Origin of the sequence: Lysinibacillus telephonicus, from assembly GCF_003966145.1 — a bacterium.
Taxonomy (GTDB): domain Bacteria; phylum Bacillota; class Bacilli; order Bacillales_A; family Planococcaceae; genus Ureibacillus; species Ureibacillus telephonicus.
Map to the genome: position 1 here is coordinate 1 of NZ_RXNR01000011.1, position 14,564 is coordinate 14,564.

Here is a 14,564-nt window from a genome sequence, read left to right on the forward strand (position 1 = left end):
TTTTTATAATCATTATCGTTACACAAAAAAATTAAACGGCTTAAGCCCTTTAGAATTCCGAGCTCAAGCCGCTTAAAATCTTTTTATTATTTATACTGTCTACTTGACGGGGAGCAGTTCATAATTGGAGACAGTCAAATGTTTGATTAGTCTTCTTTAAAAATTGTTGACCATTCATTGCGTTTTTCGAGCATTTCTTTTGCAAGCTCTTTAGCGCCTTCTAAGCTATGATTTGCAGCCCATCCACACTGAACTTCATTGCAAGCAGGTACTTCTTTTGCATTCAGTACATCTTGAAGAGTTTTTTCCAGAATGGATAAAACATCTTCATAATCATCATGATTGATCATTGTTAAATAAAAGCCAGTTTGGCATCCCATTGGACTCATATCTACTACTTGATCTGTATGATTACGAATATTTTCTGCCATTAAATGTTCAATGGAGTGAAGTGCAGCCATTTCCATATGCTCTTTGTTCGGTTGTTTAAAGCGAACATCATATTTACGAACAACATCGCCATTTTTTCCTTCTTTAATGCCTGCAAGTCGTACATAAGGTGCAGCAACTTTTGTATGATCTAAGTTGAAACTTTCAACATTCATTTTTGTCATTTTATATAACCTCTTTTCCAATTATTTTTTTCTTGAACGAAGTGCACCAACAATTGCTGGCAACACAGAAACAAAGATAATTAATAAAATTACTGTGGAGAAGTTTTCCTTAACAACGGGGATATTGCCAAAGAAGTATCCTGCAAAAGTACAAATAACTACCCACAATACTCCGCCGATCACATTGTAACTAATGAAGTATCTATAATTCATTCGACTAGCACCCGCAACAAACGGGATAAAGGTTCTGATAAAAGGCATGAAGCGTGCAATTACTATTGTTTTGCCGCCATGCTTATTAAAGAACTTTTGTGCAGCATCCATTCTTTCTTTACTTATAAAACGTCCGATAAACGAATTTGGTGGAATAGATGTTCCAACCTTTTTACCAATATGATAATTTAGTGTATCGCCTAGTATAGCAGCAGCAATAAAAACAATAATTATTGTAGGCAAATTAAATGCCCCTAAAGCTGCCAGTGCCCCGCTTGCAAAGAGCAATGAATCCCCTGGCAAGAATGGCATAATGACGACTCCCGTTTCTACAAAGACAATTGAGAAAACAATTCCATATGCCCATATTCCAAATTGTTGAATAATCTCTACTAAATGCTCGTCAATATGTAGAATGAAGTCTATTAATCCTTGTATAACAGCCATTTGTATACTCACTTTCAATTCAATTTTCTCTTACCATTTTACAGCCTATACTTGCATATGTCACTTTGAAATTTATTCATCATTTCTTGCTAAATTAATCAATTCCATTAAAATTTAACAGAAAAAAGATGTTCCATTTAAGAAACATCTTTTAATATTTTATGATTTAGTTTTTTGTAGTTCTTTTAAGGATCTACGCAAAATTTTCCCTGTTGAATTTTTCGGTAGCTCATCTAGTATTTCTATAACTTTTGGTACTTTATACTTCACAACATGCTGCGCACAATATTGTCGAAGCTCCTCCTCGGATATACTATTATCTTTTAATACAACATAAGCATGAACCGCTTCACCTAAGTTTGGATCAGGGAATCCAACAACAGCTGCTTCGATTACATTAGGATGGGAAAATAAAACTTCTTCCACTTCCCTTGGGTAGACATTAAAGCCCCCTACGATAATCATGTCTTTTTTACGATCAACGATAAAGAAGTAGCCCTCTTCATCTTTTTTCGCTAAATCACCTGTATATAGCCATCCATCTCGTATAGCATTTGCTGTTTCCTCAGGCATTTTATAGTAGCCCTTCATAACATTTGGTCCTCGGACGATTAGTTCCCCAACTTGTCCTACAGGAACTTCATTTCCATATTCATCGACCACTTTATTTTCAACGTTGGAGATGGATGTGCCGATTGAACCTGCCTTTCGCTCGCGATCAAGCGGATTAAAGCAAGTCACTGGAGAAGCCTCTGATAATCCATATCCTTCAGAAACCCTAACCTTAAACTTTTCTTCAAAATCATTAAGCACTTGAACTGGCAGCGGTGCACCGCCCGATACAGCTAACCGTAAATTTGAGAAGTTTTCAACGTTTCCTTCAAATTGGTAGAGGAAATTATACATTGTAGGTACTCCAGCAAATACGGTAGCCTTTTGACTGCCTGCAAGTTCATAAATTTCACTAGGACTAAATCGTGGTGCTAACAAAACTGTTGCCCCTTGAAGCAGTGGTGCGTTGACAACTACTGTTAATGCGAACACGTGAAAAACAGGTAATGTCGCAATCACACGGTCATCAGGTGTCATACCTAAAAAATGGCCTACATCCCGGGCATTTGAATATAAATTGCGATGGCTAAGCATTGCACCTTTAGGATATCCAGTAGTGCCTGATGTGTATAAAATAACCGCTACATCGTCATCATCCAACTCAACTGGGTCAGCACTCGAAGTTGCCGAAGCAAGAAGCTGCGAGAAAAGATAGGTTTTTTCTTTTGCCGCAATTGATAACGAATTAAATTTTTCCCCTGTATCTGCTGTTGTTTCGCATACAATATATGTTTCTACTTGCGGCAATGCTTTTACTCCAATTTCCACAAATGGTAGTAACATATCAAGTGCAATGACAGCTTTTACATCCCCATTTCGAATAATATAGGTAACTTCATCTTGCGTATACATAGGATTGATTGGTATTGCGGTCGCACCAATACGCATAGTTGCATACAACGAAATTAAAAAATGTGGTGTATTTCCTAATAACAACGCCACATGATCTCCTTTTTCCACCCCTAATCGTTGTAGTGCATAAGCAAATTGGCTGACCTTTTGCTCAAACTCACCGTATGTAGTATCACTACCTAAAAAATGATATGCACGTCTTGCTGGCTGTTCCAATGCTGTTTGTCGAACTCGTTCAACTATATTCAAAACACCCATCCCCCTTTGCATTTCACTTCAAAAAACCTAGAATTTATATCCAGTAAAATTGAAGTGAAGAAATGAATAATCATTCATTTTCTAAATATTATAAATTAAGTATATTAATAAAACAATGAAATTTTGTAATTCATTACACATTTTCCTTAGAAAACGATATATTATTCTGCAAATAACTTTATTTCTGTCAGTCTCGTACGTGAGCAATATAACGCCATCTTATTAAGTAAAAATAGGTTACTTGTATAGCAATTAAGAAACCAAATGCAAGAACAAGTTCTTTTACAATAGAGATGTTGGCGATGTTTTCTAATATATTTTGAAGAGCAATAAAAGCAAATAAACTATGAATTAGCGCAACTCCCCAAGGCAGGAAAAATTGGGGAAATAAATATTTTGTTACAAGCTTCTTTAGCTCACCATCAGAAATTCCCATACGTTTCAATACATCAAATTTTCTCTTCTCTGAATCGAGATTTGTGTGCAATTTAAAATAAATAAAGCTTCCAGCTGCGAGCAAGAATACCGCAGCAACTAATAACCCTACTAAAGTAAATAAGGAATATGCTGATAATAAATAAGAATAATTCAGACCTGCATTTTCAAAATAATAAGGCAGTAAATAATCATCTTTTAAATATTCCTGTGCAACCTTTTGCTGAATTGGCAACCCAATTTCCTTTGTTTCAATCCATTGTGGAATATCAAATGTAAATAAATGATATCCTGGCTCAAATTCAGGAAAACCATTGTATGGATGTATGAGTTTTTTAAAGTCCTCATCGCTAATGATAATAGAATTTAAGCCAACGATAGAACTAGGGAAAATTAACTTTGGATAAACTTGGTCAATCTTTATGGATACATTATTTTCTAGTAAAACAGTGTGAACAACTTTCTCTGACAAGTCATTTATTGCATCCTCAGAGTACGGTATGAACATTCCTTGCCCCTGTGATAAACGAACCATTGGGTAGCCATAAGAAAACAATAAATTATTAACATCAGATTCCTTAAATACTTCCACACCATAACCTGTAGTTGATGATGTCTGTTTTAGTACTGTAAAGCTTGTTAAATGATAGGATAATCCCTTTTCCTCTAATTCTGAAACAATTGAAGCTATATGTTCATCCTCATATGGGTTATTAATATGCCCTTTATAAATTAACCCTAATGGATTTAATGTATCGTATTGTGAAGTATAAGAAGAAAGAGCTGCAAGCAGCCCAACAGATAAAAATGCCAGCGTTGATACTAAAGTTACAACAAAAAACATTTTCCCATTGTTTTTTAAAATAAAAGTTTGTTCTGCTATCGGCAACATTCTAGATTTTTTCCAGTAAACTTGTTTCTTATTTTTAACTCGATCGACAATAAATTGTGCAGTATCAGAAAAAAAGTAGTATGTACCAATCGTTATTAAAATCGGGATAAACATCGTAAATGTAAAAAGAGTCGTTCTCGTAGTAAGCAAAGCTAAAATATAACCGACCATAATAAATACAATCCCGATTATAGCTTTTCGTTTCATATACAATACATTGACATGAACATTTTTCGACCCCGTCATTAAATCGATAATTTTTCTTTCAGGTGCGAAATGTACGCTGAATAAAGAAATAAAAATAAATGCACTTAAATAGACCGCAATGGTTAGAACAAATGGTTCCCATGAGAAATACAACGGCAGGTCATCCAACATTAATATTTCGCGAACAATCATAAAGAAAAATTTCGAAAATGCATAGCCAAATAAAATCCCAAACATAATTGAGATTGTTCCGATTATAATGGTTTCTAAAAAAACAAGCTTACTAAGCTGTCTTCTCTCCATTCCAAGATGAAGCAAAATCGCAAACTCTCTTGTACGTGCTTCTAAAAATGCTTTCATCGAATAAAAGATGAAAAACCACGAAAATAATACTAATATAATTTCAGCAATGACCATCCAAAAAATTGGTACAGTTCCTAGAAAACCATTCTCAATTTTCGGGTGAAATACCAACATTGAATAGATAAAGAACACAAATACTGAAAAGAAGCTTGCCATGAAAAAAGCAGCGTATATTCGGATGTTTCGGACGACGTTACGGTAAGCGAATTGATGAAAGGTCACCTACTTTTCCTCCTCCTAATAAGCTAAGTACATTCAGTATGCGTTGGAAAAATGTTTGGCGTCTGTCATCGCGATAAATTTCATTGAAGAACTCTCCATCTTTTATAAACAAAACACGGTCACAGTAACTTGCAGCAATCGGGTCGTGAGTTACCATCAAAATGGTAGCCTGTTTCTCTTTATTAATTTTGCTTAATAATTCGAGAACTTCCCGAGAATTGTTTGAATCTAAGTTACCTGTAGGCTCGTCTGCTAATATAATAGTTGGCTCGTGAATCAAAGCTCTTGCAATAGCTACTCTTTGGGCTTGACCACCTGAGATTTCATTAGGTCTCTTATAAAGAAATGACTTTAAATCAAGTCTGTTCACAAGTGATTGTAATCTTTCTTCCATTACTTGAACTGGTTTTTGGTCTAACGTTAAAGGGAGGACGATATTTTCCTCGACTGTCAGCATCGGTAACAGATTAAAATCTTGAAACACAAAGCCCAGCTCACGTCTTCTAAAATAAGCAAGCTCGGTATTATTTAAGTTTAGAGGCTTTATATCATTGAATATAATTTCACCTGATGTTGGTTTATCGATTGTAGAAATTAAATTCAATAATGTTGTTTTCCCGCTTCCTGAAGGTCCCATAATAGCTAAAAATTCGCCCTTTTCAACATCGAAAGTAAGTTGATTAATGGCTCTATTCGTCACTTTTCCCTCATATACCTTGGTGACATCTCTCACTTGTAATATTGACATTAGTGCTCCCTCTTTTTTTAATCAATTTACTTTAGTCAAATTGTACCCTTGAATTTTTATAGAACTATCCTTTTTAACCGTGTCAAAACGTTAGTGTAATCGTCGTTCCAACTCCAACTTCAGAATCAATTTCCAGCTTATGACCCAGCTTTTCACATATCTCGTTTGCTAAATATAAACCCATCCCAGTAGACTCTCCAGTTTTACGACCATTTTCTCCTGTGAAAAATGGTTTTGTCACTCGAATTAAATCTGATTTTGGAATACCTATTCCTTCATCTTTAATCAATAGCTGCACATTTGATTCATTTTTAATTGCTGAAACAATAATACGCTTGTTCTGTTCAAATGTGTATTTAACGGCATTGGTAATAAACTGCCCTATAACAAATTTCAACCATTTTGAATCGGTAGTAATTGTAATCGTTTCATCAATTTGCATTTCAGGAAAGACACGATTTGTAATAAATAAACGTTTATTTTCGTTTATTGTTGCGCTGACTATTTCCTTTAACTTTACTTGCTCAACCTGCATATCTTCTTCAAATTTTTCTAATCTTGCGTTCATTAACACCATTTCTAATCCTTTTTTCAAACGATCCACTTCTTCTTGAACACTTTTTTTATCAAGATTACCCTCTTCTTGCAATAATAATTCCAGTACCGAAATAGGTGTTTTCATTTGGTGGATCCATTGGTTCAAAAATTTCTCTTGTCTATTTTGGATAGCATATAATGTTTGAACTTCGTGTTGATATACGCGGTATAATTCATGCAAGTATTGCTCTGTTTGCATATATTCAATGGTCTTAGCATTTTTCTGCAATGCATCTTCCATTGTAGTAGGAAGATGGGTAATTTTTTTCAAATAGCTTTGACGCAAATAATAACGCACCCCTAAAAAGGACGTCATTAAAACTATGCTAATAGTTATAGAGTATATTGCAGTATCAACATTTCGAAATCCGTCTAACCAGTATAAGGATAAGATAAAAATGACAATTATTAATTCAAAAATGATAAATGAAAAATGTTCCTTAATAAACAATTTAAGTCCCATTACATTTCCTCCGAGTTTAAAACAAACCGATATCCGGCACCGCGCACTGTTTCAATGATTGAAAGCACCCCATAATCCGCAAGCTTTTTTCGAACACGTGTCATATTTACATTTAGTGTATTTTCATCTACAAATGCTTGGTCATCCCAAAGCTCCTCCAACAGCTTTTCTCTAGAAACAACTTTTGGGGATTGTCCCATTAGTAAATCTAAAATGATGCATTCTTTTTTCTGCAACGGAATCTCAACATCTTTTAAATGAAGCTCCATTCTCTCTAAATACAATGTTAGTTGTCCAAGCTGAATCGTTCGTTCTTCATGTCTAGTCGAATACTCACCATATGTTCTGCGTAAATGACTTTTAATTTTTGCTAGAACAATTTCATAATTAAATGGTTTTGTAATAAAATCATCTCCACCATTTTCTAGAGCAAATATTTGATCCATTTCACCTGAACGCGCAGAGATGAATATTATTGGACATTTTGTATGCTGCCTTAATTGGCGGCACCAGTAGTAGCCATCATAAGAAGGTAAATTTATATCAAGCAACACGATATGAGGTGCAAAGGCAAGGCATTCCTCAACGATTTCTTCAAAGTTTTGCACAATTTCTACTTCGTATTGATATTTTCTTAATGTATCTGCTAAAAGTGAGGCGATTTTTATATCATCCTCAACGATAAATATTCGATGATTTTCCATAATCATTCCCCCGATATTTTTTGGAAGGTGTTATTCTTTCATTTTATCAAAAAAGAACCATCTCATAAAAGATGGTCCCTTAGAATGTAAACTAATTGTCATTCGTGCTTGTCCAGCTGTTATATAATCTTTGATACATAATGAATGGTACTTGCTTTCTAATGGAAATCAACAACTTCAGAAACGCACTAATATAGCTTAGTAAATCAACTGTAAAAATTCTTCTTTTGTTACGCCGCCGAAGTAGTGGGGGATATCGATTGCTTCAAGGGCTGCTGCAATATTTCCACGGTCGTATTTAGTGCCGACTAGTAATTTTTCAATCTCTTTTACGTCCCCAACACCAAAGAAATCTCCGAAAATTGTTGCTTCTTCAATAATTCCCTTATTTACTTCTAAACGAATATCTATATTACCTGAAGGGAAACGATGTGTTTTTTGAATGTTGAAACGTGGTGATTTTCCATAATTCCATTCCCATGTTTGATAACGTTCTTTTGAAATTTGATTGATTTTTTCCCAATCCTCTTCTGTCAACTCGTAATATTGAATGTTTTCTTCGCCGCCGAATATTGATTTTAAAATTTCCATTCGGAATTGTTCTACTGTCATCGGTTCTTTTATAAAATCTGAAATATTGCCTACTCGTGAGCGAACTGATTTAATGCCTTTTGATTCAATTTTATCTTTTTTTACTTTTAACGCATTTGCGACAGCATCAATATCAGTTTTAAACATTAATGTTCCGTGGCTAAACATACGCCCCTTTGTAGCATACTGCGCATTTCCTGATACTTTGCGTCCTTCTGCTAAAATATCATTTCTCCCTGACAGCTCTGCGTTAACGCCTAAATTAGCTAAGGCATTAACAACTGGCTGCGTAAACTTTTTATAATTGTGGAAGCTGTTTCCGTCATCTTTTGTTAAGAAACTAAAATTCAAATTATTTAAGTCATGGTAAACAGCACCACCCCCTGATAAACGTCTAACGACAATAATATTGTTCTCTTCTACATAATCTGTGTTAATTTCTTCGATTGTGTTTTGATTTTTTCCAATGATAATGGACGGCTGATTGATATAGAACAGTAAATAGTCATCTTTTTCAATATCCATATTTCTTAATATATACTCTTCTATTGCTAGGTTGATTCGTGGATCTGTAATGCCCTTATTATCTATAAAATACATGTTCATCACTCCTTCTAAGCTACATTTATTTATTTTACACGAAAATGTAATTTATGTGTTGACGAATGCAAACTGTTATAATACAATTAAAAATATCAAAACAGTATTATAACAGATTGTCCAAAAGGAGGGACTTACGCATGTTAGAAAGTGTTGTAGAATTTTTCAAAAACTTGCCTGATAAAGTTTGTGTTCAGTGTGGAGAAAAAATCGAAGAACAAAGTGAATGCTACAGCAGTACTTGTGATAAATGTAACTCTTTATAAACAATCACTATATTATTGACAATCTGTATAGGGGACCTAATTTCAAGAGATGAACCTATAAGTAAATAGCTTACACAAAAAGAAAAGCGTAATTGTCCTACTACTTCGCTGCGTTGTCGTCGCAAAAGGGTTATGCTCAAGCCCTAATCGACGAGAGGAGCCCGCGTCCTCGATGGGCTGTATGGCTTGCGCTAAAAAAATTAAACCCTCAAAGCTCGCTCAAGCTTTGAGGGTTTTCTAGTTGCTATAATTTAATGCTGATGATTACTGCTGCTATCTTGCTCCTGATTCATGTCACTTTCTTCATGAGTATCTGTTTCAAGCTCATGATTCATCATTGATTCACTGCCTTCATCTTCTTTAACTTTGCTCATATCTGGGTTGCCAACGATAATTTGTTGTTTAGGCATAACATGAAGTCCACGAGCATTAGTATGTGCATACATATAATAAACTCCATCGTGATCGAAAGTTATTTCTGCTTTATACACACCCTCGCCTTCTAGTTTACCATCAATCATTTGCCCATCATCGCGGTAGCCTGATTCCCATACTTCGAATTGAACACTATCTGCATCATCTACATTTTCATTATTTTGTGTAACATGTGCTGCAAGTTCTATCGGTTCATTAACCGCTGCTTTTTCCGGTGTTAAAATATTAACCTTTACTTCCAGCGCTTCTACATCTACCGGCTCATCATTTGTATCGACCTCAGTTTCATTTGAAGAACATCCAACTAATAATGCTGGTACTGCTATAAAAGCTAAAAATAACTGTTTCATTTATAACTCCTCCATCATTGGAATATTAATTGTTACTTTTGTTCCTTTTCCAACTTCACTTTGAATTGTTAAATTACCTTTATGCTGTTTTACTAGCTGTTCAACAATAGACAAACCTAAACCACTTCCACCGTCTGCTCGGCTTCTTGCCTTTTTCACTCGGTAGAATCTTTCTGTAATATGAGGCAAATCTTTATCTGGGATGCCAATGCCCTGATCGGTAATTTCTATCACCGCATTATCTTTCATCATCTTAGTCAAAATGGAAATCTTTGAATCGTTATTTGAATAGCGAATGGCGTTTTCAATTACATTAATAAAAATTTGCTTTAGTTTTTCTTCATTGCCCTCAACGATTATTTGTTCATCAAATGATGTTACAAAATGAATGTCCTTTGAGTCTGCCTGATTTTTTAGAAGGCGAATAGCTTCTCTAACGGTCTCTGATAAAACGATTGGATAAAATTCTACAGCTGTATTTTCATTTGATCCTCTTACTAGTTCAAGAAGCTCATTCGTGAGCCGCTCCATCCGTTCAGCTTCTCTAACGATTAAATTCATCGCTTGCTCCCGTTCCTTGCCTTCAATATAATTCTTCTGTATCGCTTCACCATAGCCTTTAACATAACTAATCGGAGTACGTAATTCATGTGATACCGTTGCAAGAAACGTTTTTTGCTGATCATCTTCCCGTTCAATCGCTGCTGCCATCTCATTAAATGCTTCGGAAAGCTTGCCCATTTCATCTTTGGATGAAACATTTACCCTAGTGCTATATTCACCATTTGACATTTTTTCAACTGCACTCTGCAATTCCTTTAAAGGCCTCAAAATATGCTTAATTCCTTGATATACGAAGGCTGCTAATATACAAGAAAAAATAATGGCACTTCCGATTAATAGCAGTACTTCTTCATTCGCTAGCTCTGTTATTTTAGCCAATGGATAATATATATAAATTATCCCTTCTAAACGATTTTGGTCTACTAAAGGAAAAATAACAGAAATAATTTGTCTTTGGAACCGCTCTTCATAGCCAATTTTTGTAACAGATTCACCTTGAAGCAAATGCTGTCTTTCATTAGGACCAATGAGTGTATCATAATCAATTTCAAATGGAACACACGCACTTAATTCCCGGGGATTTCGAACAGCAAATACATCTAAATTTGAATACGTATTGTAATCCTCTATTTCAGCAATTAATGCATCGGTTACTTTGCCGCCCTTATACTTTGTTTGAAGCTTGTCACCTACTTCTATCATCGAGGCCTCTGTGTCTTCAACATATAATTGCTCATATAAATAATCGGTTAAGACATACATGAAAACAATTGTTACCACAATAAACAGTACAATTAATCCCCAAATTTTAGCAAATATCTTTTTCATTCGTTTTTCTCGAAGCGGTAACCAATACCCCAAACTGTCTGTATATACTCGCTTGCTTCCTTCGATTCTTTCGCTAGTTTTAGCCTTAACGTTTTTATATGAGTATCAACTGTTCTTGTCCCACCTGAATATTCCATATCCCAAATTCTCTCAAGTAATTGTTCTCTCGAATAGACAGTACCAGGGTTTTTTATAAATAAATATAGCAGTTCAAATTCTTTTAATGTTAACGGAACAGATTTCTCACGGATGAAAACCTTCCTTGAAATTTCATCTATTTTTATAACACCACATTCAATATTCGACTGATTTACAAAATCGTTTTGAGGCTTAGTTCTTCTTAAAACAGCATTGATTCGTGCAACTAATTCACTAGCTGTAAAGGGTTTTACAATATAATCATCCCCACCAATTGTAAGCCCTCTCACTTTATCTTCATTAGCATCTCTTGCCGTTAAAAATATTACTGGGACAGGAGAAAGCTTTCTTATATTTTCACATACAGCAAAACCATCTTCCCTATCCATCATGACATCCAGCAATACGATGTCTATATCTTCATAGGCGATAATTTGATATGCTTCTTCTCCATTTGGCACAGATAATGTTTTAAAGTTTGATTGCGACAGCATCACTTCAATTAAATTACGCATATCTAGTTCATCATCAACTATTAATACTGTTGTCATTTTCTTCTATACCTCCCTTACTAATAGTTGAAAAGGGCCTTTGTTTGTATAAATTTCTTTCGTGATTTGTCCATTCTTTAAGAAATATAATTTATGATCATCGTAGCCAGCTACAACAACTTCATCTTCAATAATCGCAACTGAAAATGGGTTTGCACCAACTTCAGTTTTCCATAATGTATTGCCTTTTAAATCCATTGCATATAATTCATTTGCTCCATGATTGACAATATATACTACATCTTCATTTCGGGAAAAACCAATGGGCATCATAGAGACTTTTATTTTATCTACAAGGTTCCCAGTTTGTAAGTCTAGAACATCTATTGACTGATTTGGACGACTACCCTCACCATGGCCCCCTATCCAAATGGTATTTTCTTCAGGTATTATCAAAACTCCGTTTGAAGATTTTGCAATTGGCCATTCTGCTTCTAGCTTTAAATTCTCCATATTTACTACAGATAGAAGGGTATCTTTATAATTCACTACATAGAGCTTGCCATTATAAGATGCCATTGACATCGGGTAATTACGCAATTCTAACTCATTTAATTTATTTCCTTTATCATCATAACTAGTGACACTATTTCGCTCACTATTAGCAATAAAAATCTTTTTCTCTTTTTCTTCATAATAAACATTTGTCGTTCCAATGCCGGTTTTTATTGTTTGGAGCTTCTTTCCAGAAGATAACTCGTAAATATCGGCTTCATCTAATTGATGGCCGTATAATAATATTCGATCCTGCTGTATTAATGCCGCACCGGTATAAGCTTTGTTAAAGTTCCAAACTGCAATCTCTTCCCCTAATGGATTGTAAAAGGTAACAGATGGCTCCAATATACTTACAGAGGCGACGAATGATTGATGATGGTTGATTGATGAAAATTTTTCATCTCTACAACCTGCAATTACAGTGATTAATAAAAGAAATATAAATGTCTTTATATAGTTCATTTTTGCCCATCACCTCTATAGCCATCTTACTGTATAAATGTGAACTTTGATTGAAAAAAAATCGACAATCTCAAGTATTTTGAGCTTGTCGACTTTAAATCAATTATTTTTCCCCGCAATTACACCAGCCTACCATCGCTTTCGGTGCCACTATATTCTTTAGATTTCCGCCTTCGTTTCTCTTTTTATTGAATCTTTACTCTGGCCACTAAATAAAGAACTTTATGTTAACTGCATCTCAAACATTTCTTCTAGTACGTCAGAAGCAGCTTTTTTTCCTTGTGCAACACAACTCGGAATACTTATTCCTTCATAAGAGCTGCCTACTAATTTTACTTTAGGAAACTCAGTTTGTATTTGTTGACGAATTTCTTCCATTCGTTTTTCATGACCAACAGTATACTGCGGCATAGATTGATTCCAACGAGTAACGACAGTAAATAAAGGAGCCTCAGAAATACCAATTGCTTTCTTTAAATCTTGAAGAACTGTTTTTTCTATATCACTATCTGACAGTTCTACAATTGTCTCATCTCCTACGCGTCCAATATAAACTCGCAGCATGTCATAGCCATCTGGAGCAACATTATTCCATTTATGATTACACCATGTACAAGTTGTAATGGCTAAATCACTATTTCTTGATACAAAGAAGTTCATTGCATCTTTATGTCTTTTTATCTCTTCTTGCTTAAAAGCCAACGTTACAGTAGCAATTGTTGCATAATTCATATCTGGCATTTCTTCTAGTAAACCATAACTATTAAAAATCCTTTTTGTTGCATTAAAAGGCGTCGTCATAACTACCGCATCACATTTAAGTGGAGCAATATTATTAAAATAAACTTGAATTGAACCATCGCTTAGTTTATCAATCGATTCAACTTTGATCCCTTTTAAAACAGAGTTAGGCAACAATTGAGATTCCAATGACTCAATTAAAGTTTCGAGACCATTCTTAAACGTTTGATAGGATTTAATATAATCTTTACTCTGAGACAGCCCTGATTTTTTTAATCCTAGAATTAAACTTCGATATTGTTTTTCCAGCTGATAAAACTGTGGAAACATTGATTGAATGCTTAAATGATCAATATCACCAGCAAATGTTCCTGCAAGTAATGGTTCTACTAGATTTTCAACAACCTCTTTGCCAAAACGACGTCTAAAAAAGTCACCTATTGGTTCATCCTCTTCTTCTCTAGTTTTTGGCAATAATAAATCACCTGCTGCACGGACTTTTCCACTTAATGAAAATAATCCTGATGTAATGAATGAGGAGACTTCAAGCGCCCCACCGAACATTAAATTAGACGGAATAGGATACAATTGACTACCTACCGCAACATAAGTTTGCCCGTCATTATTCGAAACCATCTCTTTTTCAATTCCTAAGTCCTTTGCTAAATCGCGAACACTGTTCATATAATCTAAAAACGATTCAGGACCACGTTCGATAATAAATCCATCTTTTCTTAAAGTTTGAATTTTCCCACCTACACGTAAAGATGATTCGATTAAAACGACATCAACTGGTAAATTGTTTTGTTGTGCATATCTTTGTAAATAGAATGCTGTCGTTAAGCCGGTAATACCACCACCTATAACAGCAACTTTTCGTCTACCTAAAGTCACCCTCATCATCACTCTCTAC

General features: G+C 34.8%; 14 protein-coding genes. 1 reads left to right on the forward strand and 13 read right to left on the reverse strand.

Annotated elements, in window-relative coordinates:
• Positions 1–146 precede the first annotated feature (146 nt).
• The 8 genes from EKG35_RS05285 to lplA form a co-directional block, all read right to left on the reverse strand.
• Positions 147–614, reverse strand: a complete 468-nt coding sequence (locus EKG35_RS05285; RefSeq protein WP_126293414.1) for an S-ribosylhomocysteine lyase — start codon at positions 612–614, stop codon at positions 147–149.
• Positions 615–635: 21 nt separating this feature from the next.
• Positions 636–1,274, reverse strand: coding sequence for a DedA family protein (locus tag EKG35_RS05290; protein ID WP_126293498.1), 639 nt, complete (start codon positions 1,272–1,274; stop codon positions 636–638).
• Between the two features lie 159 nt (positions 1,275–1,433).
• A complete protein-coding gene (locus tag EKG35_RS05295; RefSeq protein ID WP_126293415.1) occupies positions 1,434–2,987 on the reverse strand; it encodes a fatty acid--CoA ligase family protein in 1,554 nt (517 codons plus the stop codon).
• 196 nt (positions 2,988–3,183) lie between these two features.
• Positions 3,184–5,115, reverse strand: a complete 1,932-nt coding sequence (locus tag EKG35_RS05300) for an ABC transporter permease (RefSeq protein WP_126293416.1) — start codon at positions 5,113–5,115, stop codon at positions 3,184–3,186.
• Positions 5,087–5,863, reverse strand: coding sequence for an ABC transporter ATP-binding protein (locus tag EKG35_RS05305; RefSeq protein WP_126293417.1), 777 nt, complete (start codon positions 5,861–5,863; stop codon positions 5,087–5,089). Before EKG35_RS05305 ends, EKG35_RS05300 begins: the two co-directional genes overlap by 29 nt.
• Before the next feature lie 82 nt (positions 5,864–5,945).
• Positions 5,946–6,923, reverse strand: a complete 978-nt coding sequence (locus EKG35_RS05310) for a sensor histidine kinase (protein WP_126293418.1) — start codon at positions 6,921–6,923, stop codon at positions 5,946–5,948.
• Positions 6,923–7,627, reverse strand: coding sequence for a response regulator transcription factor (locus EKG35_RS05315; protein ID WP_126293419.1), 705 nt, complete (start codon positions 7,625–7,627; stop codon positions 6,923–6,925). Before EKG35_RS05315 ends, EKG35_RS05310 begins: the two co-directional genes overlap by 1 nt.
• A 198-nt stretch (positions 7,628–7,825) precedes the next feature.
• Positions 7,826–8,818, reverse strand: coding sequence for a lipoate--protein ligase (lplA, locus tag EKG35_RS05320; protein ID WP_126293420.1), 993 nt, complete (start codon positions 8,816–8,818; stop codon positions 7,826–7,828).
• 140 nt (positions 8,819–8,958) lie between these two features.
• On the opposite strand from lplA, the gene yhfH reads away from it, so the two are divergent.
• Positions 8,959–9,084 (forward strand): protein YhfH, encoded by a 126-nt coding sequence (gene yhfH, locus EKG35_RS05325; RefSeq protein ID WP_126293421.1) that lies wholly within the window; start codon positions 8,959–8,961, stop codon positions 9,082–9,084.
• A 251-nt stretch (positions 9,085–9,335) separates the two neighbouring features.
• Here yhfH and EKG35_RS05330 read toward each other — a convergent pair whose 3' ends face one another.
• The 5 genes from EKG35_RS05330 to hemY form a co-directional block, all read right to left on the reverse strand.
• Positions 9,336–9,869: a FixH family protein gene (locus EKG35_RS05330; RefSeq protein ID WP_126293422.1), complete on the reverse strand. Its 534-nt coding sequence runs from the start codon at positions 9,867–9,869 to the stop codon at positions 9,336–9,338.
• Positions 9,870–11,294, reverse strand: coding sequence for a sensor histidine kinase (locus tag EKG35_RS05335; RefSeq protein WP_246020201.1), 1,425 nt, complete (start codon positions 11,292–11,294; stop codon positions 9,870–9,872).
• Entirely contained in the window at positions 11,258–11,950 is a 693-nt protein-coding gene (locus tag EKG35_RS05340; RefSeq protein ID WP_126293423.1) for a response regulator transcription factor, read from the reverse strand. The genes EKG35_RS05335 and EKG35_RS05340 overlap by 37 nt, the downstream gene beginning before the upstream one ends.
• Before the next feature lie 6 nt (positions 11,951–11,956).
• The gene (locus tag EKG35_RS05345) at positions 11,957–12,910 is read right to left on the reverse strand and encodes a YncE family protein (RefSeq protein WP_126293424.1); all 954 of its coding nucleotides are present in this window, start codon (positions 12,908–12,910) and stop codon (positions 11,957–11,959) included.
• A 222-nt stretch (positions 12,911–13,132) separates the two neighbouring features.
• Positions 13,133–14,554: a protoporphyrinogen oxidase gene (gene hemY / locus EKG35_RS05350; RefSeq protein ID WP_126293425.1), complete on the reverse strand. Its 1,422-nt coding sequence runs from the start codon at positions 14,552–14,554 to the stop codon at positions 13,133–13,135.
• Positions 14,555–14,564: the final 10 nt, after the last annotated feature.